We start from the raw sequence: 23,502 nt of genomic DNA, 5'->3' as shown, positions 1-23,502 counted from the left end.
CCCCAAAACAAAAGTTCGCGTACCCATACTGAAATGACCGACTGTCCCCGACGTGAGTGGGTCCTCATGGATACCGACGTATTGGTAGCGGGCGCCGGCCCGATCGGATTGACCACCGCGATCGAGCTGCGCAGACGCGGTATCTCCTGTCGAATAGTCGACCCCCTCGACGAACCGCGGCAATACGCGAAAGCCGTCGGGATTCAGCCACGCACTCTCGAACTCTTCGAGAACATGGGGGTGCTCCGCCAGGCACTCGACGCCTCGACATTGATGCGCGGTCAGATCATGTACACGAACGGCGTCGAGGTCGGCCGCGTCGACCTCACCCTCCCCGACGACGTTCCTTACTGGTTTCTCTGCCTGCCTCAGTACTCGACGGAGCGCATCCTCACCGAGCGCCTCACCGAGTTGGGAACAACCGTCGAACGCGGAGTCGGCCTCACCGCATTCGAACAGTCCGACGACGCCGTCACCTGCACCCTCAGCGACGGCAGCACTGTGACAGCCCGGTACCTGGTGGGTTCCGACGGCGCGCACAGCGTGGTCCGCAAAGGGCTTGGCCTGAGCTTCGAGGGCGGCGCGTTTGCGGAAAGCTACATGCTCGGTGACGTCGAAGTCGACTGGTCGATCCCCAGCGGCTACTCCGTCCGCGCCAACCACACCACCGACGACGGAACCACCGACGATCTACTCGTCTGCATCCCACTTCCCGGACACAAGCGGTACCGCATGTCGATGCTCGTTCCGGACGATTTGATGCCGGACGAATCGTCGAACAAAGCCGCTGTACAACACGGTTTTTCAACCGGCAAGACACCGGAACTCCATCACATCCAGGCCGTGCTCGACAGACTGTCCCCAGAACCGACAACCGCCTCGATGCTGCGATGGTCCTCGGTCTTCCGCATCAGCCACCGCATCGTCGACGCTTACGGTCGCGGACGGGTTTTTGTCGCCGGCGACGCCGCGCACATCCATCCCCCGACTGGCGCGCAGGGCATGAACACCGGGATCCAGGACGCCCACAATCTTGCGTGGAAGATAGCGCTCGCCGTCAAAGGTGTTGCGAAAGCGGATCTTCTCGAGACCTACGACGCCGAAAGGCGGCCGGTCGGTGAAGAAGTCGTCGGAATGACGGTCCGAAATGCTCGAGAAGGAATCGGTTCGGGAGAGTCCTCCATCGACACGGCAATGCGGCGCCAGGCTCAATTGTTGATCGACTACTCGGAGAGTCCGCTGAACACCGGGCGTAATTCTTCGAGTCCACACGTTCAACCGGGCGAGCGTGCACCCGATGCACGCGGAATGCGCCGAGACGGTGTGCAGTATCCAATTCGGTTGTTCGACTTGCTGTCCGGAGTCGACCACACGTTACTGCTGACTTCGGACGGATCCGCGGAGAGCATCAACAGCTTGGAGAAGGTCGCCGACGCCGCAATTCGATCAGCGCACGGCTTGCTGGACGTCTACGCGATAGTGCCACCGGGAACCGTGACCGTCGACTCGCTGGTGCCGATCATCGAGGACAACGCCTCGCAACTGTGCGCCGCGTATGGGGTCGAAGGTACGGCGGCGCTGGTCATTCGCCCCGACGGCTACCTCGGATTCCGTGGTCACCCGGAGAACGTTTCCGACTACTTCACGAAAGTATTTGCCGTCAATCAGGAATGAGCGAAGCGAACATCAACCGAATCTCGGGCGAGAGCTTCATCAACTCGACGTATCCACCCAACGGCCCGGCATCGAGGTAGGAGAACTCCATGCCGACGCCCTCTACCCGACCTTGTTGCACCACCGACATTCCGCGACGCTCGGCCTCGAGCAACGTCGCCTCGTAATCGCCTGGAACCCAAGCCAGGTGATGAACTCCGACGCCGTGAGTCTCCAGGAACTCCGTGTACAGGTTGCGTCCGGACACTGGTTGGATCAACTCGAGCTGTTGGCTGCCCGCATATCCGATCGACACGTGAACGACATAGTCCGCGGGCTCACCTCGATACGTTGTGGTCTCGGGACCAAAGGCGATGTCTGGCATACGTAGCCATCGCTCCACTCCCCACTGCCGAGTGAACTCCTGTTCGGCGGCCTCGATCTCCTCGACCACCCAGCAGATCTGGAAGATCGGTCCCGAGACCAACGGGGTCATGCCATTTTTCCGTTGTCCACCGAGTAGACGGCCCCGTGTATCGCCGAGGCGTCGTCGGAGGCGACGAAAGCCACCATCTTCGCAACGTCCTCGGCTTCCATCAAGCCACGCGGCGAGGCAACCTTCATGACGAGGTCGAAGTCGACTCCGTCGGGGAAGGTGAATCCGGTGACTTGAGGAGTCATCATGCCGCCGGGGCAGATTGCGTTGACACGCAGAGACTTTCCGGTGAACTCCATCGCCATCGCTCGGGTCAGTCCGATGAGTCCGTGCTTGGCAGCACAGTATCCAGCCGAGTACGCCTGCCCTTCCAGTCCCGCGATCGAGGAGACGTTGACGATGTTGCCGCCCCGTTCCAGCAAGTGCGGCAGTGCTGCTCGGGAAAGGAAGAACGGTCCGTTCAGATTGACCGCAAGGTCATGTGCCCATTCGGAATCCGCAATATCCGCCGTATGACGAAGCGAGTGCGATCCCGCCACGTTGACGAGGATGTCGATACCACCGAGTTCGTCGACGCACGCCTGCACGGCCGCATCACACTGAGCGGAATCCGAGACGTCCGTCGCCGCGAAACGACGCTCTCCATCCGCGCCGACCACCTCGACCATCGACTGTCGCAGCTTTTCCTTGTCGCGGGCGATACCGAAAACCTGTGCGCCCCTGCGGTGGAGTATCTCGGCCACCGCGCGCCCCAACCCTGAGGACGCGCCGGTCACCAAGGCCACTTTTCCGGCCAGTACGTCTGCCATGACCTAGGAAGCCGCTGCTTCGCGCTGGAGTTCCAGCGCGATGTCGATCAACTGATCTTCCTGTCCGCCGACCAACTTGCGCTTACCTGCGCGCACCAACAGCTCCGCGGACGACACTCCGTACCGCTCGGCCTGACGCTCGGCATGCTTGAGGAAGCTCGAGTACACGCCGGCGTAGCCCATCATCAGTGCTTGACGATCGAGCAGGCATTCCTGCGGCATTGCCGGGCGCACAACATCTTCGGCTGCATCGGCGATGGCGAAGAAGTCGATACCGGTCTTGACGCCGATCTTGTCGCAAACACCGACAAACGCCTCGACCGGGGCGTTGCCGGCGCCGGCACCGAACCGACGGGTACTACCGTCGATCTGCTTGGCTCCCGCACGAACTGCCGCAATGGAATTGGCGACGCCCAGGCCCAGGTTCTCGTGGCCGTGGAAGCCGACCTGAGCGTTGTTGCCGAGTTCCTGAACCAGCGCCTCGACGCGATCGGATACCTGCTCGAGTACCAGCGCGCCGGCCGAGTCGACCACGTACACACACTGGCAACCCGCGTCGGCCATGATGCGAGCCTGCTTGGCCAGCTTCTCCGGCGGAATCGAGTGAGCCATCATGAGGAATCCGACTGTTTCGAGTCCACGCTCACGCGCGAGGCCGAAGTGCTGGATGGATACGTCTGCCTCGGTGCAGTGAGTTGCAATGCGGCAGATGGACGCACCGTTGTCCTGTGCGATGACGATGTCGTCCTTGATGCCCAACCCGGGCAGCATCAGGAAGGCGATCTTCGCGTTGGTCGCCGTCTCGACTGCAGCTTTGATCAGTTCCTGCTCGGGAGTCTTCGAGAAGCCGTAGTTGAAGGAGGATCCGCCGAGACCGTCGCCGTGAGTGACCTCGATGACCGGCACTCCGGCTCCGTCGAGGGCACCGACGATGGCTCGTACTTCGTCGACGGTGAACTGATGACGCTTGTGGTGGGAGCCGTCGCGCAGCGATGTGTCGGTGACGCGGATGTCCCAGCTCGAATCGAAATGAATCATGTCGCTCATGCCTTCACACTCAGAAGCTTCTGGGCGATTTCCTCGCCCACCTTGGTGGCTGCTGCCGTCATGATGTCGAGGTTGCCCGCGTACGGCGGCAGGAAATCGCCTGCGCCTTCGACCTCGACGAACGTGGTGACCGTTGCATAGCCACCGGAAACGACGCTCGGTTCGTCGAACTGCGGTTCGTTGAGCAACCGGTAGCCGGGCACGTACTGCTGGATGTCCTTGACGACGCGGTGAATGGAGTCGGTGATCGCGGCCTGATCGGCGTCTTCGGGGATAGCGCAGAAGATTGTGTCGCGCATGATCATCGGCGGGTCCGCGGGGTTGAGGATGATGATCGCCTTGCCGCGCTGTGCGCCGCCGATGGTCTCGATACCGCGGCTGGTGGTCTTGGTGAACTCATCGATGTTCGCGCGAGTTCCCGGGCCGGCGGACAACGATGCAACGGAGGCGACGATCTCGGCGTACGCCACGTCGACGACACGTGATACCGCGTAGACGATCGGAATGGTTGCCTGCCCACCGCAGGTGATCATGTTGACGTTGGGTGCGTCCAGGTGCTCACGCAGGTTCGCGGGCGGAACCACAGCCGGGCCGACCGCGGCCGGCGTCAGGTCGATGGCACGGATACCGGCGGCCTCGTAGCGTGGTGCTGCCTCGCGGTGCACGTATGCCGACGTCGCCTCGAAGACCAGGTCCGGTTTCTCCGCCTGGCTGAGCAACCAGTCGACGCCCTCGGCGGAGGTCTCGAGTCCCATCTTGCGGGCGCGCGCCAATCCTTCACTCTCGGGATCGATTCCGATCATCCATCGCGGTTCGAGCCACTCGGAACGCTGCAATTTGTACAACAGATCGGTACTGATGTTTCCCGATCCGACGATCGCCACACTTGCCTTGGTCATGACTACTCCTACGTGAACTGAAGAGAGACGGAACCGAGGCCGCTGAACTCGGCTCGGAAGTTGTCGCCTGGATGAGCGTCGATCGCTCGCGTGCACGAACCCGGCAGAACGATGTCGCCGGCCTTGAGCCGAACTCCGAACGTGTCGACCTTCTGCGCCAACCACGCGACAGCGGTGACCGGGTTACCGAGAACCGCATCGCTGCGCCCCTCCGCAATCCGCTCCCCGTTGCAGGTCAGCACCGCGTCGATGGCCTTGATGTCGATGTCCGACGGGCGAACTCGTTCCTTGCCGAGGATGAACCCGGCGGAGGACGCGTTGTCCGCGATGGTGTCCGAGAGGCCGATCTTCCAGTCCTTGATCCGGCTGTCGATCAACTCGATGGACGGCGCATAGGCGACAGTAGCGTCGATGACGTCTTGTTCGGTGCACCCGGCGCCCGGCAGATCTGCTCCCAGAATGAAGGCGACCTCCACCTCGACGCGCGGGAAGCAGAAGCGCGACGTGTCGACCGGACGGTTCTCGAACTCTTCCATCTCGGCGAGCAGGTGACCGTAATCTGGCTCGTCTACGCCCATCATCTGCTGCATCGCCAGTGACGAGAGTCCGACCTTGTGTCCGACCACCTTTGCGCCACCGGCAACACGACGCCGGATGTTGATGAGCTGGATCTCGTAGGCGTCGACGACGTCGATGTCCGGATACGTGGCGATCAGCGGGCTGATCGGAGCGCGATCCCGTTCCGCCGAATCAAGATGGTCGGCAAGTTCGCCGCGGATCTGCGTCGAGAGCATCGTTCAGGCCTTTCCGACTGTGGAGAATGCGGCTGCGTGCTGACCGGCTCGTCGTCCGGAGAATACGCAGTCGGCGAGCGACAAGCCGCTCACATACGAGTTGGAACAGATACCGACCGCGGTACGGCCGGCGGCGTACAGACCAGGGATACCCTCCCCGGCCTCGTTTTTCACCATGCCGGACGATTCGTCGACCACCAATCCACCGAGCGTGAGCATCGGGCACGGATTCATCATGTTGGGCTTGATCGAGACGTCGTACATCGTGAACGGCGCAGACAGTATCGGCCTGACGAAGTCCGACGGTTTACCCATCGGATCAGGTTGTCCGGCAGCGGCAGCGGAGTTGTGCGCGTCGACGGTGGCTTGAAGGCCGGCGACGTCTATCCCCGCTTTGCGGGCGACCTCGGCAATGGTGTTGCCACGCAATGCAGTACGCATCATTCCGGTGGTCTGTACCCGCTGGAACCACATCGACTGGTCACTTATCTGCGATTTCGCTTCGCGAACGAGTTCGGAATCTGCCAGCAGCCAACCGATTCCGCTGCTCTTCTCCGCCATCGCCTGACCGAGAGCGGCACCGTAACGGGACTCGTCGACGATTCGCGCACCGGATTCACCCACCAAAATGGAACCGAGAAAAGCACTCGGCGGGACGATGAATCGCCAGGCGGACACATTGCCGAGCTTGTCGGTGGCTCCCCCGGCTTCGACACCGAGGTTGATGCCTTTGCCATCGTCCCCGGAGGTGCCGAGCGGGATACCGCCCTTGTAGGCGGGAGCATGGGTACGCATCATCTCGCGATTGGACACGAAGCCGCCGGCGCTGAGGATCACGCCGCCGCGTGCCTGGATACGAATCCGCTTGGCGTGCTTCTTCTCGATCTTCGCGATCAGTGCGTCGAGAATCGTGCGCAACTGCGGTGCGTAGACGCCGGGCTTGGAGGACAAGGACCCGAGCGTCGCGTGACGGCGACGAACTCCGGCGGGTGCGTCACGCAGCGTCAGTGCTTCGACGCCGATCACCCGGCCGTCCTCGATGATCAGCCGGTCCGCTCGCGTCTGGCCGAGCAACTGGACGCCCTTCGCCTCCGCGGACTTCGCGAGCGGGCCGTACAGCATCTTTCCCGACGTGCCACGCCCCTTGGCGCGATGACCACGCGGAGCAGGTTTTGCGATGTCACGGAACCCGCCGGCCGATTCGCTACCCGAGAAGTAGAGGTAGTGCTTGTTGCTCGGGTACGACGTCTTGTACGGACAGAGTGAGGCCTCGAACGGCACGCCGTGACTGCGCAGCCAGTCGATCGACGCCGGGCTCTCGTCGACGAACCGGCGCAGAGTCTGCGGCGTCACCGCGTCACCGACCTCGCGGTTCAGGTAGGCGAGCATGGCTTCGGGACTGTCCTCGACACCGGCTTCCTTTTGAATCACGGTGCCGCCGCCGGCGTAGTAGATTCCTCCGGAAATCGTGCTGGCACCACCACCGAGTGCTCGGTCGATTGCCAAAACCGACGAACCGGCCGCTACCGCTTCGAGCGCCGCACTGGCGCCCGCCACACCGAACCCGACCACAAGGACGTCAACCGAAGTATCCCAGGTCACACCGCACCATCCTCAATCTCACTGCAACGTGTTTCGTTATCAATGACAACGTCCGGAAATACTTCCTGGCAGAAAGCATGGACTGACACCCCCATCATTCTATAACGTGTTCTACATGAGCAAGCAGGAATACGACATCGTCGTCGTCGGCAGTGGTGCCGCAGGTATGACAGCGGCCTTGACCGCAGCCCACCAGGGCTTGAGTGTGGTCATCGTGGAGAAAGCCGCCCACTACGGCGGATCGACCGCCCGTTCCGGTGGTGGGGTCTGGATCCCCAACAACGAGGCACTTCAAGCGGACGGTGTCACCGATACACCGGAGGCCGCACGTTCCTACCTGCACAGCATCATCGGCGACGTTGTCGCTCCCGAACGCATCGACACCTATCTCGAGCGCGGTCCCGAGATGCTCTCGTTCGTGTTGAAGAACAGCCCGCTCGAGCTGCAGTGGGTTCCCGGCTACTCCGACTACTACCCGGAAGCACCCGGCGGACGCCTCGGTGGCCGCAGTGTCGAGCCCACCCCGTTCGACGGCAACAAGTTGGGCGCCGACCGCAAGAACCTCGAGCCCGACTACGTCAAGGCCCCCAAGAACTTCGTCATCACCCAGGCCGACTACAAGTGGCTCAACCTGCTGATGCGCAATCCTCGCGGACCCCTGCGCGCCATGAAGGTCGGCATGCGATTCCTCGCAGCGAAGGCCACCAAGAAGGATCTGCTGGTTCGCGGCCAGGCACTGGTCGCCGGTATTCGACTCGGACTTCAGTCCGCCGGAGTACCCATCCTGCTGAACACCCCGCTGACCTCCCTGTACACCGAAGACGGCGCAGTTCGCGGCGTCAACGTCATCGTCGACGGCGAGGATCAGGTCATCCGCGCTCGCCACGGAGTCGTGTTGGGATCCGGCGGATTCGAGCACAACAAGGAAATGCGTGAGAAGTACCAGCGCGCACCTATCGGCACCGAATGGACCGTCGGCGCGAAGGCAAACACCGGCGACGGTATCCGCGCAGGCCAAGAAGTGGGCGCTGCAGTCGATTTCATGGACGACGCCTGGTGGGGCCCGTCCATTCCGCTGACCGGCGGACCGTGGTTCGCTCTCTCCGAGCGCACCCTCCCGGGCTGCATGATGGTCAACATGTCGGGCAAGCGCTTCGGCAACGAGGCGGCTCCGTACGTCGAGGCAACCCATGCGATGTACGGCGGTGAGTACGGTCAGGGCGAGGGCCCCGGCGAGAACATCCCGACGTGGATGATTCTCGATCAGCGCTACCGCAACCGCTACACGTTTGCCGGTATCACTCCCCGCTCCCCCTTCCCCGGCCGCTGGCTCAAGGCCGGCATCGTGGTCAAGGCGGGAACCATCGCCGAATTGGCAGAGAAGACAGGGCTTCCCGTCGCATCGCTGACCGAAACCGTCGACCGGTTCAACGGCTTCGCACGCAACGGCAAGGACGAGGACTTCGGACGCGGTGACAGTGGTTACGACGCTTACTACGGCGATCCCCGACTGAAGAACCCCAGCCTCGCCGAAATCAGCAAGGCTCCGTTCTACGCCATCAAGATGGTTCCGGGTGACCTCGGCACCAAGGGCGGAATCTGCACCGACGTCAACGGCCGAGCACTACGCGAAGACGGAAGCGTCATCGACGGCCTCTACGCGGCTGGCAACGCGAGCGCTCCGGTCATGGGCCACACCTACGCCGGACCAGGCGCGACCATCGGTCCCGCAATGACTTTCGGTTACTTGGCCGTACTCGACATCGTCGAGCGTGCGAAGAAGGCCGAGACAACCGAAGCACCTGCAGCTGAAAAGACGGCGGTCGACCATGCCAATTGATCCGAAGATCGCACTCGGCGCCGAGCTTGCGCCACAAGAGTTCTCGTGGACCCCGTCGGACGTGCAGCACTACCACTTGGCCCTGGGGGCAGGTGCTCGTCCGCTTGATCCGAACGAGCTTCGATACCTCGACGACGAAAAGCCTCAGGTACTACCCACCTTTGCCACCGTCGCCGCCAACTTCCACGCCACCGAAGCACCGAAGGTGTCGTTCCCCGGCGTCGAAATCGATCTGGCGAAGGTAGTCCACGGGAGCCAGGAAGTCACTGTCCATCAGCCGATCCCGGCAAGTGGAAGTGGCCGCACCACAACTCGAATCGCCGAGGTCTGGGACAAGGGCAAGGCCGCGGTGATCGTGCAGGAATCCGTCACGGTTGACGCCGAGGGCAACCCGCTGTGGACAGCTCGCTCGTCCATTTTCGCCCGCGGCGAGGGTGGTTTCGGGGGTGAACGTGGTCCGTCGGAGTCGATTACGCTTCCGGATCGCGAAGCAGATGAGACAGTGGTGACGCCTGTGCTTCCACAGCAGGCTTTGCTGTACCGGATGTGTGGTGATCGGAATCCGTTGCACTCGGATCCGCAATTCGCCTCCGCGGCAGGCTTTCCAGCGCCTATCCTGCATGGACTGTGTACTTACGGAATGGTCTGCAAGACCGCAGTGGATACCATGCTCGACGGCGACAGCAGTCGGGTAGCCGGATTTCGGGCCCGCTTTGCCGGGGTCGTATTTCCCGGCGAGAACTTGAGTATCCAGATCTGGAAAGACAATGGGCGACTCCTGATCTCAGCTTCTGTACTGGAGCGCGAAGCTCCTGCCCTGGCTGACGTAGTTCTCACTCTTGTCTGATACCAACCTGTCTGATACCCACCTGTTAGAACTCACCGTAGTTCTCGAACCCGATGGAGTAGCCCGAAGATGACGGCACAAGACGAAAAGTTCCGACTGTCCCGACGAGGTTTCATGGCCGCTGGAGCCGGCGCCGTGGCAGCGACCGCATTCGCCGGCTGGACGCCGGCCTACGCCGTCCCCGCCGGCTCTTCCGGCTCCGCGGGTGGTCCCGTGTCCACCCTCACACCGCCGCCTGCCTTCCCCGAAGGCATCGCGCTGTACCAGCAGGCATATCAGAACTGGTCCAAAGAGATCATGCTCGACGCGATCTGGACCTGTTCACCCAAGACGCCCGAAGACGTAGTCCGCCTCGCGAACTGGGGTCATGCCAACGGCTACACCATTCGTCCCCGCGGTGCCATGCACGGCTGGACGCCGCTGACCATCGTCAACGGTGCGCCGGTCGACAAGGTCATCCTCGCCGACACCACGGTCCACCTCACCGGAGTCTCCGTCAACGCCGGTGGCAGCCCAGCCACCGTCACCGCAGGACCCGGCGCGACCCTCGACGCCATCACCACCGCACTGCAGGCACAGGGCCTCGGGTTCGCGAACCTGCCGGCGCCGGGTGTGTTGACCATTGCCGGCTGCCTCGCCGTCGACGCTCACGGCGCAGCTCTTCCCGCCGAAGGCGAAGCACACGTTCCCGGACAGACTTTCGGCTCACTCTCCAACCTCGTCACGTCCCTGACCGCAGTGGTCTGGAACGGCAGCGAGTACGCGCTGAAGACGTATGCACGTAGCGACGCGGCGATCAAGCCGCTGCTGACTCACCTCGGACGCACCTTCCTCACCTCCGTCACCTTGCAGGCCGCCCCCAATTACCGCATGCGCTGCGTCAGCCACACCGACATTGGTTGGCAGGAACTCTTCGGCGCCCGCGGAGCGTCCGGACGCACCTTCGAGAAGTTCGTCCGCGAAAACGGTCGCGCAGAAGCAATCTGGTACCCCTTCACCGAACGCCCGTGGATGAAGGTGTGGTCACTTGCCCCCACCAAGCCGCCGTTCTCGCGTGAGGTGACCGGACCGTACAACTACATCTTCTCCGACAACCTCCCGGAGCCGGTCACCGACATGATCGGCCAGATCAACTCCGGAAACCCGGGCATCGCACCGGCATTCGGGCAGATCATGTACGCCACCACCGTTGCCGGACTCGCCGCGACGTTCTCCAACGACCTGTGGGGATGGTCCAAGGACGTCCAGTTCTACATCCGGGCCACCACCCTGCGCCTGACCGAGGGCGGCGGAGCCGTCATCACCTCTCGCGCCAACATCGGCCAGGTCATCCACGACTTCACCCAGTGGTTCAACGGCCGCATGGAGTACTACCGCTCCATCGGACAGTTCCCCCTCAACGGGCCCGTCGAAATCCGTTGCTGCGGCCTCGATCAACCGTCGGATGTCGAGGTCGACTCGGCAGGCGCCCCCACCATCTCGGCCATGCGCCCTCGCCCCGACCATCCGGAATGGGACACCGCCATCTGGCTCAACGTCCTCGGCGTCCCCGGAACCCCCGGCATGTTCGCGTTCTACCGCGAAATGGAACAGTGGATGCGTAATCACTACAACAACAACGACGCCACCTTCCGCCCCGAGTGGTCCAAGGGCTGGGCGTTCGGCCCCGACAAGCCGTACACCGACACCCCGATCATCACCCAGGGCCTCCCCCAGACCTACCGCGACGGCGTCCCATCGAGCGACAACTGGGACACCGCCAACGCCGCATTCAACGCGTTGGATCCGCACAAGGTCTTCAGCAACACCTTCCTGGACCAGTTGCTGCCTTGAGGTTCAAGTACTGAGCGCACACTCTGACAACTCGACGGTCGTCACCACTCCCCTTACTTTCGGGAGTGCGGCGGCCGTCGTGCGTTGCAGTGAGCGGGATGAAGGAGTCCCCCGCATTCCGACGAGGCAGCTGCCTCAATCGCGATCAGGATGGATCGCCTCGTGCATACTTTCCACTGCCCTGGCGTGAGTTGAGAGCTCGGACCGAGCCGACCGAATCGTGGCGCTGTCGCTGCGTGCCCCCGGCTCGGACGACGACGAGTCCTCTCCGGGGTTCGGCGCGCCACCAGCTGGATGCTCGGAGGAGCCGGTGCGCTCTTCCCTCTCCGCGCGGGCGCGCAACAACGACTCGGACTTCGGGGTATTTCGCATCGGAGCATTGTCCCAGATCCATCTCCTATGACTCACATTGAGCGCTCTCACCCCCGGCGACCAGGCCGTTCCTGAATATCAACACCTAGAATGTTCGCAACAAAATATCTACAGCGGTCAGGGTAGACATTCTCGCGAGGCTGTTGTATCTTTTTTCTCGTAGCAAGGAACGAGTCAAGAGATGCGGGAGAGATGAACTACCCGCAAGCAGTACCGCAGGGCAGGGACGTGCCGGGGCCGAATTCGTGTGTGAGTGTGTAGTCGGACCCGGCACCCCCCTTCAAAGCGGCTACCGGATGTCTTGTGCGAGTCCGGAAGTTCGAAAGAATGCAGTTATGTAAGTAAGTTCAACCCCATCCGGCCCCCGGCGCTCCTCGCGCCGGGGGCCCCGTCCGTTCAGCGAAAGAAGCGAGCCATTCCGGCAGATACACCACCGGGGGACCCCTCCGGCAGATTCGACGACGAGAACTATCCTGCGTACAGCATGGGACATGCGGCCGAGATCCTCGGTGTCAGGCAAGCTTTCCTTCGTAGCCTCGATGCCGCGAAACTACTTACCCCGCAACGCTCTGAGGGCGGACATCGCCGCTACTCCCGCTACCAGCTGCGCATCGCAGCCCGCGCGCACGAACTCGTAGCCAACGGCACGGCGCTCGACGCGGCTTGCCGCATCATCATCCTCGAAGACCAACTCACCGAAGCCCGTCGCATCAACGCCGAGCTTCAGCAAGCGCAGGACCTGCGAGAGGAACCGGACGCGGCACCCGAATGAGGACTGCACTCGAACAGCAGATGCGCCTATACGGTCGATCTGACCCCTCCTCCTTCCAACTGCGGTAAATTCGGCCAATTGGGACATTGCTCGGCGTCGGTTGCTCGATTTCCACATCGAAGGGATCGCAGGCATGACTTCCTCCCACCACCGCGCTCGGGTGCGGCTGTCTGCTCTGTCGATCGCCTTGACCGTTGCCATTGCAACCGCTGCGTGCAGTTCCGACGATGACTCCGCAACAAACACGGGCAGCGCCTCTCCCAGCACCTCGAGCAGTCGGGAATCCACCGAGATCACGGACATCGTCCGCCGCCAAGTGGCCGACTTGGGCCTCAGTGCCGCTGTGTTCGGGGTGTGGCGAGGCGACGACGAAGTTGCTCTCGGCGCCGACGGAGAGTCCCCTGTCGGAGTTCCGGCGACAACCGACATGCAGTTGCGCGTCGGCCAACCGATGGAACCGATGCTCTCGACAGTCCTGCTGCAACTCGACGAAGAGGGAACGCTTCCCCTCGATCAACCGATCGCGAAGTGGGAACCGAACTTTCCACGCGCAGACACCATCACTCCGCGAATGCTGGCCAACAGCACGTCGGGCATCTCCGACTACGTGACCGATCCACAGTTCCTCAAACTCTTCACGGACAACCCGATGAAGGGCTGGACTTCTCGAGAGATCCTGGATCTTGCCAACTCCCGCCCGCCGTTGTTCGAACCCGGCACCAGTTGGGCGTACGCGCACAGCGACCTGACGCTGCTCGGCGACGTCATGGAGAAAGCGACTGGAAAACCGCTGGGCGAACTACTTCAGCAGCGCGTCTTCGATCCACTCGGGATGGATCACAGCAGCGTTGTACTCACGTCGCAGATGGACGAACCGATCCTGCACGGTTACACCAATGAACGTGGAGTATTCGAAGACTCCACTTTCTGGAATCCGACGGCGTTCCTGCACAGCGGAAACATGAACGCGCCTGTCGCCGACGTCGGAAAGTGGGTGCGCGCGCTGGGAACGGGAGAGTTACTCTCCGACAAGGCTTTCGAGCAGCAGATGGCGCCGACGACTGCGGGCTTGGGAAGTATGACGGCGGACAAGTTCTTTTCCTTCGGGACCGGGCACCTCGACGGCTGGCTGGTGATGAACCCGTCGTACGGCGGTTACAACGGTCTCGCGCTCTACTACCCCGATTCGAAGACGACGATCGTCGTCTACGCCACACTCGGGCCGACAACCAACGCGGACCTCAACAACGCCGTGTCGATGGGGAAGGAGATCGGAACCCTCCTCGAGCCGGATCACCCGCCGCAGGTACCGACGCCGTGACGCCCCACACACGCTGGTAGTAAACAGCGCCGGTCGGCAACTTCCTGTTTACGCACGGATTACCTCCAGGACTTATCGCCCCATCACCATTCTCTTCAGTACCGAACGAAACGCGTCGGACCGCGGGTTGTCTCGCCAGTGAACGAGAACGTAGATAGATGGGGACAGGCCCGATGAGGAAATACGCGATGTCAGTGGCATGCACGGTTGCAGTCACAGCGGGGGTGACTCTTGTGATGTCGGTACCTGCCGGAGCGGACCCGAATGACGGTGGGTCGTGCCCGGCCGGTGCGGTATTCGCGGTCGGCGGAACGTGGGATCCGACGGGACAAACGACGCAACCCGTCACCGACCGCTACGTCGCCCAGGGTTACGCCTCCAAGCCGGTGACCTACCCCGCCAGCTTCTGGCCGCTCGGCGAACAGACGTACGACCAGAGCGTTGCCGCCGGCGCCCAGACGCTTCGCACTGAAGTCAACGCTTTCCACGCTCAGTGCCCGGGCAGCGAGATCGTCGTCACCGGATACTCACAGGGAGCACGGATTGCCGGCGACGTTCTCGGTGACATCGCACGCGACGGATCCATTCCGCAGTCGCAAGTCGAAGGCGTCCTCTACGCCGACCCTCGCAACTCGGCCGGGGGCATCGAAACCGTAGTGCCCAATGTCGTTCCGGGAGCGACGATGTCCGGAGCACGCGGCGGATTCGGAGACATCTCAGTGCAGGAAGTCTGCATCGAGGGTGACGGCATCTGCAACATGCCCAAGCCGCGTGATGCGCCCGAGGTGTTCGTGGATTCGGTCTTCGGCTACTTCACGAAACACAACACCTACACGCCGATGATGTCCGAGCCCGCTCCGCCTGCTCCCCCGGCATTGCCGCAGACACCATCGGTGCCACTGCAACCCGCCGACGTCGCCACTGCGATCGTGACACGGGTCGTCGAGAACATCACTCCGTATCTGAGCGCTGCACTCGCCACCGTGCTGACGAAGTAACGCGATACCGCTTGTTCGGCTGACTGAAAGTCGACCGATTCGTACAAGTCGAGGACCACCCGCGCCGTGCACCATCGAATACATGCTCACCTTCATCGTCAGATACGGGTACGTCCCGTTCGTGCTCTTGGGAATCAACGGAGCCGCAATCGCGCTGGCGGCATCCGGCGCGCCGAAATGGTCACTGGTGGCATTGATTCTCTTCGCAGTGGTCTGCTCTTTCGCCGCCGAACGGGCGCTTCCCTACGAATCTTCGTGGAATGCCCCCGGACCGGACAGGTTTCGCGACGCGGTCCATGCGTTTGTCAACGAATCTCTCATCTTGGTCAGCGTCGCGGTCATCCCGTTGATGGCAGCGGTGATTCCGTTCGACGGGCTGTGGCCGAACGGTCTTCCGTTTGTCGTTCAGGTCGTCTTCGCAGTGTTGGTTGCCGATTTCGGCATCACCGTCGTGCATTTGATCAGCCACAGGGTTGGATGGTTGTGGCGTTTCCACGCGGTTCATCACAGCCTCGAACGGTTCTACGGTATGAACGGACTGATGAAGCACCCCGTGCATCAGACTTTCGAAACCGCAGGTGGCGTCCTGCCACTGATCCTCCTCGGGATGCCCGTTCCAGTTGCCTCGGCGCTCGCGGTTTGTGTCGCTGTCCAACTCCTGCTTCAGCATTCGAATGCCGACTACCGCATCGGCCCCCTGCGCCCGATACTCGCCATCAACGCCGGCCACCGATTCCATCACCTCAAGTGGGCGGGAATCGGTGACGTCAATTTCGGTTTGTTCACTCTGATCTGGGATCACCTGTTCCGCACTTATTCTTTCGATCCGGAAAAGCGATTCAGCAGTGACGATCTCGGAATGGCGGCCAAGCCCGACTACCCGGACGACTACCTCGGCCAGTTGGCCGAACCGTTCCGGAGACAGAACTGACGGACGAGGGGTGGAGATTCAGCCCGCGAGTACCCGTCGCATGACGGGCTTGGCTGCAAACGCACTGGCCAACACCAACGCGATCCCCACAGCCAGGGTGACGCCCAACTGAACCAGCGCCATCGGAGTGGTCAATACGGCTGCCCCTGCCAGCGGGAAGAGGAACAGCAGTGCAGCGCCGGCGCCGGCCAGTGCCATCACCACCACGGGAGTGCGAACGTGCCTCATGCGGGCGCTGTCCATCACCTCGACAGGTGTGCCGGCCAAAGTCAGACTCCGATACAGCTCACGGTTGTCGAGGATCCCGGATACCTGGGTGAGCGCAGACGAGATGGCCGCCAACGTGAATGTTGCTCCGAGAGTGAACAACACCCCGGTTCTCATGTCCGCGAACAGGAACTCCTGCCCTGGCTGCAAATCCTGCCCTTCCCCGTTGCCTATCGCGGCGAGGAGAGATGTGCCTGCGGCAACGAAGCTGGCCATCGTCACACCGCTGACCGTGCGCCACACAGCCTTCGGATTATCCAGGACCCGACGCGCCGCAATCAGCGAAGCACCGTCTTTGGCGCATTTGAGCATGATCCGTCCAAGCAGCGAAATGACGAACGGACCGACCAACGCAACAACGCCGAAGCAGAGACCAAGGCCCACCAGGATTGCCGCGATGCTTGCCGCGGAGCCCCCAAATGCACTCCACCCCAGAAGAACCCCCACCCCAGCCACCGCGAAGATCATCTTCGGTGCGGCGCTGGGATTGCCCGCCGTGACGCCCAACGGGCTCACGAACACCTGGCGCATCCCGAGCATCGACGTCAAAGCAGCCAGGATGGTCATTCCGAATACGATGCCCACCAGCGGAAGTGCGCCTACCCAAAGCTCACTCCACTCGAATGTCCGACCTTGAGATCTCAAGAGAGCTACGAGCGGCAACGCGAGGAGGTATCCCACCACACCGATCAACGCACCGGCCAAGCCCTGGATACCCGATTCCGCAGCGCACAGCGCAACGATCTGGCGAGGGGTGGATCCGATGAGTCGCAGCGAGGCAAGTCGTTCGTCGCGACGGCGCGCGCCCAAGCGGGCCGCCGCCAGACCGAGAGTGACGGCTGGAACGATCATCAACACCGAAGCAACCCCTGCGAGCGCTAGGTACGCCTCGGCTTCGGGTTCGCTCGATCTGCCCGCAAATGCACCGTAGCCGCCGAGCACCGTCAGCAACAACGTCGTCGAGGCGGCAAATGCGGACACTGGGAGCGCGAAGGTACTCAAGGCCTTTCGGCCTTCACCTCGCACCGTCATCAATGCAACGCGCGCTGTGGCCTTCATGCCGCCACCTGTGTCCCGACGAGCGAACCGGCCTGCATCATCATCGTGCGATCACACCACCGAGCGACTTCGGCATCGTGAGTGACGACGACCAACGCAGAACCGATCTGTTGAGCCGAATCACGCAACACCCTCATCACCTCCCAACTCGTCTGCGCGTCGAGGGCACCGGTCGGCTCGTCCGCGAAGAGAACGGCGGGTTTGGTCACCAACGCTCGCGCAATCGCCACACGTTGCGACTGACCACCCGACATCTGACCCGGGCGACGGTCCTGCAGACCGTCCAGTCCCAATGGCGCGAAGAAGCCGTGCGCCGTCCGCTTGGCTTCGGCGATGGACAACCCGTTGAGCACCAAGGGCAAAGCGACGTTCTCGATCGCCGGAAGCTCCGGTAACAGTTGGCCCGATTGAAAAACGAATCCGTACGACTCGCGTCGGAGGCGGCTGCGGTCGTTCTCACCGAGGTTCTCGATATGCCTGCCGCTCAGCAGGATTGCTCCCGAGTCGGGCTTGACGATTCCTGACATGCAATGCAGCAGAGTCGACTTGCCCGACCCTGAAGGACCCATGATGGCCGTAGCAGTACCGGCGCGCACTTCCAGCGATACACCTCGGAGCACTGGAACGTCGCCGTACGACTTGCCCAGCGCGTGGACCGACAGGACTGCGGGTGCTTGTGCGTTGTTCATGATTCCACCTTCTCGTGAACCCCTCGCGAACACATCGGCCCAGCGCACGATCTTCGGACTGAGCTCGGTCCTACCGGAGGATGACCGGACCCCGAGCTCTGTCAGGGTCGTCACTATGATTTCCGACATGACCTGGTCCGGCGCCGTCCACATGCAGCCCGGAATTCTCATGTTCACCGGCGCAGTGGGATCCGCGCACATGCATTCGCACGCCGCTGTTCAGATCATGATCATCGACGACGGGGACGTCATGGTCACGGACGGGGACGGCCACAGTGAAGTCGTGCGGTCCGTGGTCATTCCATCCGGGGCGGCCCACGCGTTGTCCGCCTCCGAGGGTGCGCGGGGACGGGCGATCTACATTGACTCCACCACCGGGATGGGTCTGCGCATCAGGCCACCGGAGCCGGGCCGCGGTGGTGTGGCCGACTGGTCGGACCGTGGGCAGACCGCAGTAGCGATGACGGACCGCGGCGCTGATTCGGATCTGGAATACGCAGCGAGGCTGATCGATTCACTGTCCGAAAGCAAGCAGCCGTCGAGCGTACGCGCTCTTCACCCTGCACTCGAGCATGCTCTGACGATACTGCCCGAGCGACTTTCGGGGCCGATAACGGTGACGGACACCGCCGCCCTGGTCTCCATCTCGCCCGGACGGCTGGGAAGAATCTTCAACGATCAACTGCAGATGAGCTTTTCGACCTACATCCGCTGGTTACGGTTACGACGTGCCATGGAAGTGATGAGCAGTGGCGCAACCCTGACAACCAGTGCACACGAGGCCGGTTTCACCGACAGCGCCCATCTCAACCGGATCTGCCACAGCATGTTCGGACTCACGCCCAGCGCCGCGACCGGCGATCTCACCTGGAATTGACGCTGCTCCTCAACTGATGCTGCCCGCCGCCGACCTCGCCAGTAACGACAGACGACTGTAGAGGCGCGCCAACCCCGGCACGTCCCGGAGGCTGCCTGCCACTTCTTCGACGTAAGCGTCGGCGTAGATCGTCAGCCGCGCATCGACGTCATAGAGAACATCGACGACATTCGCGAAACGGCGAAGGGCAAATTCCGACGCCTCGGCGAGCACCGGCACTCCGAAGATCACCCAGTCGTCGAAGCGGGCGGCGAGCGCGAGGTAATCGGCAGCCGAGGTCGAACCAGTGCACAGCACCTCGAAGTCGAACCAGACGACACCGTCTCGAATCGCCGAGCACTCCAATGTGCGTGTGCCTATCGTCAATTCGACACTTTCGCCCGAAGGCCGCGTAATTCCCGAGCCGACGAGGAATTCCCCTGTCGCAAATCGGTAGTCCCCGGCACCTGGCTGTCCCGCCGTCCGATAGTCGACGGAGCCACCCAACTCGATCACCTCGAGAGTCCGTTCGATCAACTCGATCGACGGAACGAACTGCTCGTGAAAAAGCGGATTGGGAAGAAGATCGGTCGGCGGAACATTGGACGTGACGACAACAGTCACGCCTTTCGCGACGATTGTGTCGAGAACCCTTGCCATGAACATGGCGTCGGCGACGTCGTCGATGTGGAACTCGTCGAAACAGAGCACACGGATTCCATCGACGACGTGATCCAGTGCCACGCCCATCGAGCCGAGTTCATGCGCCCGAGAGTGCAGATCTGCAAAGAACCGATGAAAGTGAATGCGCCGCTTGCTGACCGGGAGCCTGTCGTAGAACTCGTCCATGAGCATCGTCTTCCCGCGGCCGACGCTACCCCAGAGATAGATCCCACCCCCGACCTCACCGCCCGAGATCCGGGCCTGCAGTGCGTCGAGGGCTTCGCGTGCCGCCAACTGCTCTTTGTCCAGTAGCATAAGACTCCTCTACGTCTGTAGAGTCGAGGCTAGTGATCGAAGGCAAATCGAGTCAATGTGACCCTCACGACGCACCATCTGCAGCATGCAACATCGACAACAAGGAACGACATGAAGCCTGATCGCAGAGCCCTCATCGCGGCATCCGCCGTCACGATCATCGCCGAGCAGGGCCCGCGTGCACTCACCCATCGGGCGGTTGATCAGTCCCTGGAACTTCCTGCCGGTTCGACGTCGTACTATTTCCGCACTCGCGAGGCACTACTCGAAGCAACCGCATTGCACATCGTGCACCGGTCACGTTCGATATTCGACGAACTCCGCGAGAGGCCCAGCGATCCTGCTGCCCTGACGGCCGAGTATCTCGATGATCTTCTCTCGCACCGCAGACACGAATTGATCGCGAGATATGCACTGCTCTTGGAAACTCCCCGAGATTCGGCATTGCACCAACTCCTCGAAGACAGCCTGTTTTCACGGGAGAAGGCAAGGCCTGTCTTCGACATCGTTGGCGTTGACGATCCTGACGTCGCCGCCGCAAATTATCTGAGCCTTCTGGAGGGCTTGATCTTCGACTACTGTCTCGGAGCGCGTAGCCGAGATCCCCGCTCCTCCGAAACCGTTCGGCAACTTCGGATCCCGATCGACATCTATCTGCGCGGAGTTGGTGCCGCCTGAAAGATGTTGGTCAGCAGAGGCTTCCGGTGCATGGCCGTTGACCAGAGAACAGTGCCGCGACAAACGGGGTACTGTCTGGAACCGAAGCCGGAACGGTTCCCAGATGATCAGTGGGATAGGTATGGAATGCAAAGTCGACACCGTTGGCAGTAAGGTCGGCCGCGAACTTCAGTGTCAGCGGTGCCGGAACATCGATGTCCGACAACCCCTGACCGATGAAGAACGGGCGGTCGTATCCTGCGGTCGGCACAGTGAGCAGGTCACGCGCAGCCTCCATGAATACTGGATTGTCCAGCGACTTCGTCAGCACCTGCCCGAGTGTGACGGTGCCGTACTTCGTGCGCGCCTCGGTGTAGCACATGTTGTTCTCGACGTCGTCGAGGATGGTCTTGCCGAGCGGGGTCAGATACGAGTCGATGTCGATATCCGGCCGCGTAGCACGCAGTCCGTCAAGAACGTTCGCGATGTAGACCGTCGTACCCTTGAGCGGAAGCGCCGGAAAAGCCGGACCGCCGAGCGGTAGAAGATTCTCGATGTTCGAGGGGACACCAGTGGCGACAGCGCCGCGGTAGTCCAACTCCGGCGCGTAATCAGTGGCAAGCGAAGCGGTGAACATAGTCGCCTGCCCGCCCTGCGACTGCCCCATCGCAACCCATGCGCTCGACAGGTCGTCGTCGACCGCACGAGCGGCACGCACCATGTCCACAACGCTGTGTGCAGCGGAACGACCGTCGAGATACGGGTGAACACCGGGTGTTCCGAGCCCCACGTAGTCGGTGGTCACGACCGCGTATCCCTGCTCCAGCCAGTGACCCAGATGCGTCGCGGTCCGTTCGAGTGGAACACTGCTGCTCGGCGCACACTGATCCGCGACACCCACCGTCCCGTGCGCGTAGGAGATGACCGGCCAACCACCCTCGGGCGGAGCTCCCTCTGGGCGATACACCACACCGGTACTCGTCATCGGCGCATCCTTCGGGCCCGTCGACCAGTACGTCACCTTCGTTGCGCTCACGGCACCCGGGATCACCCGGTCGGGACCGAGCAACTCCTGACTCACGACAGCACCCGGAGCATCGTTCGGTTCCGCTCCGGCCGGCGCCGCAACTGTCAACGCCACCAACGCACTCGCACTCAGTCCGACGAGCGTCCTACACAGTCGCTTACTCACGTACTTCTCCTACCGATTGCGGTGACGGTGCATATGTGGTGATCGGCCCCACATCAGCTGATCGAGTTCAGACCATAGAACAGCCTTACCATTTGGTCAACCTAAATTTCCGCTCCGCATCGACCGTCGTGACACGCCTGCTCGGGTAGGGTGGCGGTGTTCGATACGTGCAGGTCCCCCGCGAGATCAGGAGGCCGAAAGGCTCTCTCATGTCAGCACCTGATCTCCCGACCTTCCCTGCTTCGCAGCAGAAGTCGGTGGCCGCGATCCTCCGAGCAGCAGGTTGCGTCTTCGCCGAAGACGAGGCTCGCCTACTTCTTCACACCGCACGCTCTCGCGATGAACTCGACGCGATGGTCGACCGACGAGTTGCCGGCGAACCACTCGAGCCCGTCCTCGGATGGGCCGAGTTCTGCGGCTTGCGCATTCACATCGACTCCGGAGTCTTCGTCCCACGCCGGCGCACCGAGTTCCTCGCCCGGCAGGCCTGCTCACTTGTCACCCCAGGAAGCGTCGTCGTCGACATGTGTTGCGGCTCAGGAGCTGTCGGTGCTGTCCTGCAGTCGACGCTCGACGCCGTCGATTTGTACGCGGTAGACGTGGAACCGGCCGCAGTGCGGTGCGCTCGCCGAAACATCACACCGCCCGAGCGTGTACTCGAAGGCGATTTATTCGAACCACTGCCGACGAAATTACTCGGTCGCGTGGATGTCGTCGTCGCCAATGCACCTTACGTCCCCACCGAATCGATCAGGCTGATGCCGCCCGAAGCCCGTCTTCACGAACCGCTGGTCTCGTTGGACGGCGGTACCGACGGACTGGATCTGCAGCGTCGCATCATCGCGGACGCCGCGCCGTGGCTACGACCGGGTGGCTGTCTTCTCGTCGAGACGAGTACGGAGCAGGTCGAAATGACTGTTGAAACATTCACTCGGGGAGGGTTTCTCACTCGGGTGGCAACCTACAGCGAGACCGCGTCGACCGTGGTGATCGGTCAGCGTTGAAGGCGATCGGATCCTGGCGTGGACCACTCCCGAGCGCGGGCGGCAAAGCCGTCGACAAAAAGCCCGAACGCACGATCGACGCGGGCCCGGTCCCCGGTGGCCAGAAGATCCATCGACAGACCCCGCATTTGCGAGAGCAACAGAGTAGCGACAGAGGCAACATCGTCCTCGGGGCAACCCGCTTGTCGTAGACCGGCTTCCAGTGCCTCGATCCAATCGCCCACAAAACGGTCCAGGAACCGTCCGTAGCGGTCGCGGTCGCCGAGCGCGAGGGCGTAGATCTCGACCATCACCCGGAACCGCGGCAGGACCTCCGGCGTCGTACGTTCGGTCCACCACGCAGTCAGCACTGTCGCCGGATCGACCCCCGGTTTCATCGGCACCGCAATCGGAATGGACTCACCACGCATGTTCTCGATGACCTCGGAGAGCAGATTCTCCTTGCTCTCGAAATGGTTGAGCAACGACGCATGCGACACACCCACGGCCTTGGCGAGCTGCCTCACCGTCAACTCCCCGACACCGTTGTCGATGACGTAGCGGGTCAGCGCGTCGAGCAACTCCTCACGTCGCCCGGCGTATCTCAGGCTGCGTTTGTCGATGCGTTCGGGCTCCGGCACATATCCACCCTACCGGCCGGAATCAC

General features: G+C 62.3%; 23 protein-coding genes. 11 read left to right on the top strand and 12 right to left on the bottom strand.

Going from position 1 to position 23,502, the window contains the following annotated elements:
* The first annotated feature begins 66 nt into the window (after positions 1-66).
* Positions 67-1,674 carry an FAD-dependent monooxygenase gene (locus tag AC1Q6C_RS23615; protein ID WP_492666864.1) on the top strand — a complete coding sequence of 536 codons (1,608 nt, stop codon included), beginning with the start codon at positions 67-69 and terminating at the stop codon, positions 1,672-1,674.
* Here AC1Q6C_RS23615 and AC1Q6C_RS23610 read toward each other — a convergent pair.
* Genes AC1Q6C_RS23610 through AC1Q6C_RS23585 form a run of 6 tightly spaced genes read right to left on the bottom strand, consistent with a single transcriptional unit; the run spans position 1,661 to position 7,240 of the window.
* On the bottom strand, positions 1,661-2,149 hold the full coding sequence (locus AC1Q6C_RS23610; RefSeq protein WP_007734086.1) for a VOC family protein: 489 nt from the start codon (positions 2,147-2,149) through the stop codon (positions 1,661-1,663). The genes AC1Q6C_RS23615 and AC1Q6C_RS23610 overlap by 14 nt on opposite strands.
* Positions 2,146-2,898 carry an SDR family NAD(P)-dependent oxidoreductase gene (locus AC1Q6C_RS23605; protein ID WP_003945607.1) on the bottom strand — a complete coding sequence of 251 codons (753 nt, stop codon included), beginning with the start codon at positions 2,896-2,898 and terminating at the stop codon, positions 2,146-2,148. The genes AC1Q6C_RS23610 and AC1Q6C_RS23605 overlap by 4 nt, the downstream gene beginning before the upstream one ends.
* A gap of 3 nt (positions 2,899-2,901) precedes the next feature.
* A complete protein-coding gene (dmpG, locus tag AC1Q6C_RS23600; RefSeq protein WP_230359494.1) occupies positions 2,902-3,945 on the bottom strand; it encodes a 4-hydroxy-2-oxovalerate aldolase in 1,044 nt (347 codons plus the stop codon).
* Positions 3,942-4,844 carry an acetaldehyde dehydrogenase (acetylating) gene (locus AC1Q6C_RS23595; protein WP_050655875.1) on the bottom strand — a complete coding sequence of 301 codons (903 nt, stop codon included), beginning with the start codon at positions 4,842-4,844 and terminating at the stop codon, positions 3,942-3,944. The genes dmpG and AC1Q6C_RS23595 overlap by 4 nt, the downstream gene beginning before the upstream one ends.
* Before the next feature lie 8 nt (positions 4,845-4,852).
* Positions 4,853-5,638, bottom strand: a complete 786-nt coding sequence (locus AC1Q6C_RS23590) for a 2-keto-4-pentenoate hydratase (protein WP_042449395.1) — start codon at positions 5,636-5,638, stop codon at positions 4,853-4,855.
* 3 nt (positions 5,639-5,641) lie between these two features.
* Positions 5,642-7,240 carry an FAD-binding protein gene (locus AC1Q6C_RS23585; RefSeq protein WP_064443102.1) on the bottom strand — a complete coding sequence of 533 codons (1,599 nt, stop codon included), beginning with the start codon at positions 7,238-7,240 and terminating at the stop codon, positions 5,642-5,644.
* Between the two features lie 115 nt (positions 7,241-7,355).
* Between AC1Q6C_RS23585 and kstD the strand changes: the two genes are divergently transcribed.
* From kstD to AC1Q6C_RS23570, 3 genes are all read left to right on the top strand, one after another.
* Entirely contained in the window at positions 7,356-9,080 is a 1,725-nt protein-coding gene (kstD, locus tag AC1Q6C_RS23580) for a 3-oxosteroid 1-dehydrogenase (protein ID WP_197523639.1), read from the top strand.
* Entirely contained in the window at positions 9,070-9,927 is an 858-nt protein-coding gene (locus tag AC1Q6C_RS23575) for a MaoC/PaaZ C-terminal domain-containing protein (protein ID WP_003945880.1), read from the top strand. The genes kstD and AC1Q6C_RS23575 overlap by 11 nt, the downstream gene beginning before the upstream one ends.
* 69 nt (positions 9,928-9,996) lie before the next feature.
* Positions 9,997-11,760 carry a cholesterol oxidase substrate-binding domain-containing protein gene (locus AC1Q6C_RS23570; protein ID WP_007734073.1) on the top strand — a complete coding sequence of 588 codons (1,764 nt, stop codon included), beginning with the start codon at positions 9,997-9,999 and terminating at the stop codon, positions 11,758-11,760.
* Positions 11,761-11,895: 135 nt separating this feature from the next.
* Here the strand turns inward: AC1Q6C_RS23570 and AC1Q6C_RS23565 are convergent, their stop codons facing one another.
* Positions 11,896-12,132 carry a hypothetical protein gene (locus tag AC1Q6C_RS23565; protein WP_007734072.1) on the bottom strand — a complete coding sequence of 79 codons (237 nt, stop codon included), beginning with the start codon at positions 12,130-12,132 and terminating at the stop codon, positions 11,896-11,898.
* A gap of 484 nt (positions 12,133-12,616) precedes the next feature.
* On the opposite strand from AC1Q6C_RS23565, the gene AC1Q6C_RS23560 reads away from it, so the two are divergent.
* The 4 genes from AC1Q6C_RS23560 (at position 12,617) to AC1Q6C_RS23545 (ending at position 16,154) form a co-directional block, all read left to right on the top strand.
* Positions 12,617-12,904, top strand: a complete 288-nt coding sequence (locus tag AC1Q6C_RS23560) for a MerR family transcriptional regulator (protein WP_003945791.1) — start codon at positions 12,617-12,619, stop codon at positions 12,902-12,904.
* 133 nt (positions 12,905-13,037) lie between these two features.
* Positions 13,038-14,225, top strand: a complete 1,188-nt coding sequence (locus AC1Q6C_RS23555) for a serine hydrolase domain-containing protein (protein WP_047269621.1) — start codon at positions 13,038-13,040, stop codon at positions 14,223-14,225.
* A 188-nt stretch (positions 14,226-14,413) separates the two neighbouring features.
* Entirely contained in the window at positions 14,414-15,223 is an 810-nt protein-coding gene (locus AC1Q6C_RS23550; protein WP_230359493.1) for a PE-PPE domain-containing protein, read from the top strand.
* 82 nt (positions 15,224-15,305) lie between these two features.
* The gene (locus AC1Q6C_RS23545) at positions 15,306-16,154 is read left to right on the top strand and encodes a sterol desaturase family protein (protein WP_204856148.1); all 849 of its coding nucleotides are present in this window, start codon (positions 15,306-15,308) and stop codon (positions 16,152-16,154) included.
* Between the two features lie 18 nt (positions 16,155-16,172).
* On the opposite strand, the gene AC1Q6C_RS23540 is transcribed toward AC1Q6C_RS23545, so the two are convergent.
* Complete coding sequence (locus AC1Q6C_RS23540; RefSeq protein WP_492666837.1) at positions 16,173-17,480, bottom strand: FtsX-like permease family protein; 1,308 nt, start codon at positions 17,478-17,480, stop codon at positions 16,173-16,175.
* The gene (locus AC1Q6C_RS23535) at positions 17,477-18,322 is read right to left on the bottom strand and encodes an ABC transporter ATP-binding protein (RefSeq protein ID WP_029254452.1); all 846 of its coding nucleotides are present in this window, start codon (positions 18,320-18,322) and stop codon (positions 17,477-17,479) included. The genes AC1Q6C_RS23540 and AC1Q6C_RS23535 overlap by 4 nt, the downstream gene beginning before the upstream one ends.
* Between AC1Q6C_RS23535 and AC1Q6C_RS23530 the strand changes: the two genes are divergently transcribed.
* The gene (locus tag AC1Q6C_RS23530; protein WP_204856146.1) at positions 18,297-19,046 is read left to right on the top strand and encodes a helix-turn-helix transcriptional regulator; all 750 of its coding nucleotides are present in this window, start codon (positions 18,297-18,299) and stop codon (positions 19,044-19,046) included. The two genes, AC1Q6C_RS23535 and AC1Q6C_RS23530, sit on opposite strands and share 26 nt — an antisense overlap.
* Before the next feature lie 9 nt (positions 19,047-19,055).
* On the opposite strand, the gene zapE is transcribed toward AC1Q6C_RS23530, so the two are convergent.
* Positions 19,056-20,003 (bottom strand): cell division protein ZapE, encoded by a 948-nt coding sequence (zapE, locus tag AC1Q6C_RS23525; RefSeq protein ID WP_230359492.1) that lies wholly within the window; start codon positions 20,001-20,003, stop codon positions 19,056-19,058.
* 111 nt (positions 20,004-20,114) lie between these two features.
* Here zapE and AC1Q6C_RS23520 point away from each other — a divergent pair, with 111 nt between their 5' ends.
* The gene (locus AC1Q6C_RS23520) at positions 20,115-20,681 is read left to right on the top strand and encodes a TetR/AcrR family transcriptional regulator (protein ID WP_230359491.1); all 567 of its coding nucleotides are present in this window, start codon (positions 20,115-20,117) and stop codon (positions 20,679-20,681) included.
* 10 nt (positions 20,682-20,691) lie between these two features.
* On the opposite strand, the gene AC1Q6C_RS23515 is transcribed toward AC1Q6C_RS23520, so the two are convergent.
* Positions 20,692-21,852, bottom strand: a complete 1,161-nt coding sequence (locus AC1Q6C_RS23515) for a lipase family protein (RefSeq protein WP_492666836.1) — start codon at positions 21,850-21,852, stop codon at positions 20,692-20,694.
* Between the two features lie 209 nt (positions 21,853-22,061).
* Here AC1Q6C_RS23515 and AC1Q6C_RS23510 point away from each other — a divergent pair, with 209 nt between their 5' ends.
* A complete protein-coding gene (locus AC1Q6C_RS23510; protein WP_214924495.1) occupies positions 22,062-22,856 on the top strand; it encodes a putative protein N(5)-glutamine methyltransferase in 795 nt (264 codons plus the stop codon).
* On the opposite strand, the gene AC1Q6C_RS23505 is transcribed toward AC1Q6C_RS23510, so the two are convergent.
* A complete protein-coding gene (locus AC1Q6C_RS23505; protein ID WP_007734052.1) occupies positions 22,847-23,476 on the bottom strand; it encodes a TetR/AcrR family transcriptional regulator in 630 nt (209 codons plus the stop codon). The two genes, AC1Q6C_RS23510 and AC1Q6C_RS23505, sit on opposite strands and share 10 nt — an antisense overlap.
* Positions 23,477-23,502 lie beyond the last annotated feature (26 nt).

The sequence above is a fragment of the Rhodococcus sp. MT28 genome (assembly GCF_058792695.1).
Note: the sequence above shows the minus strand (reverse complement) of the source record. Positions and strands in the feature narration are given on the sequence as shown.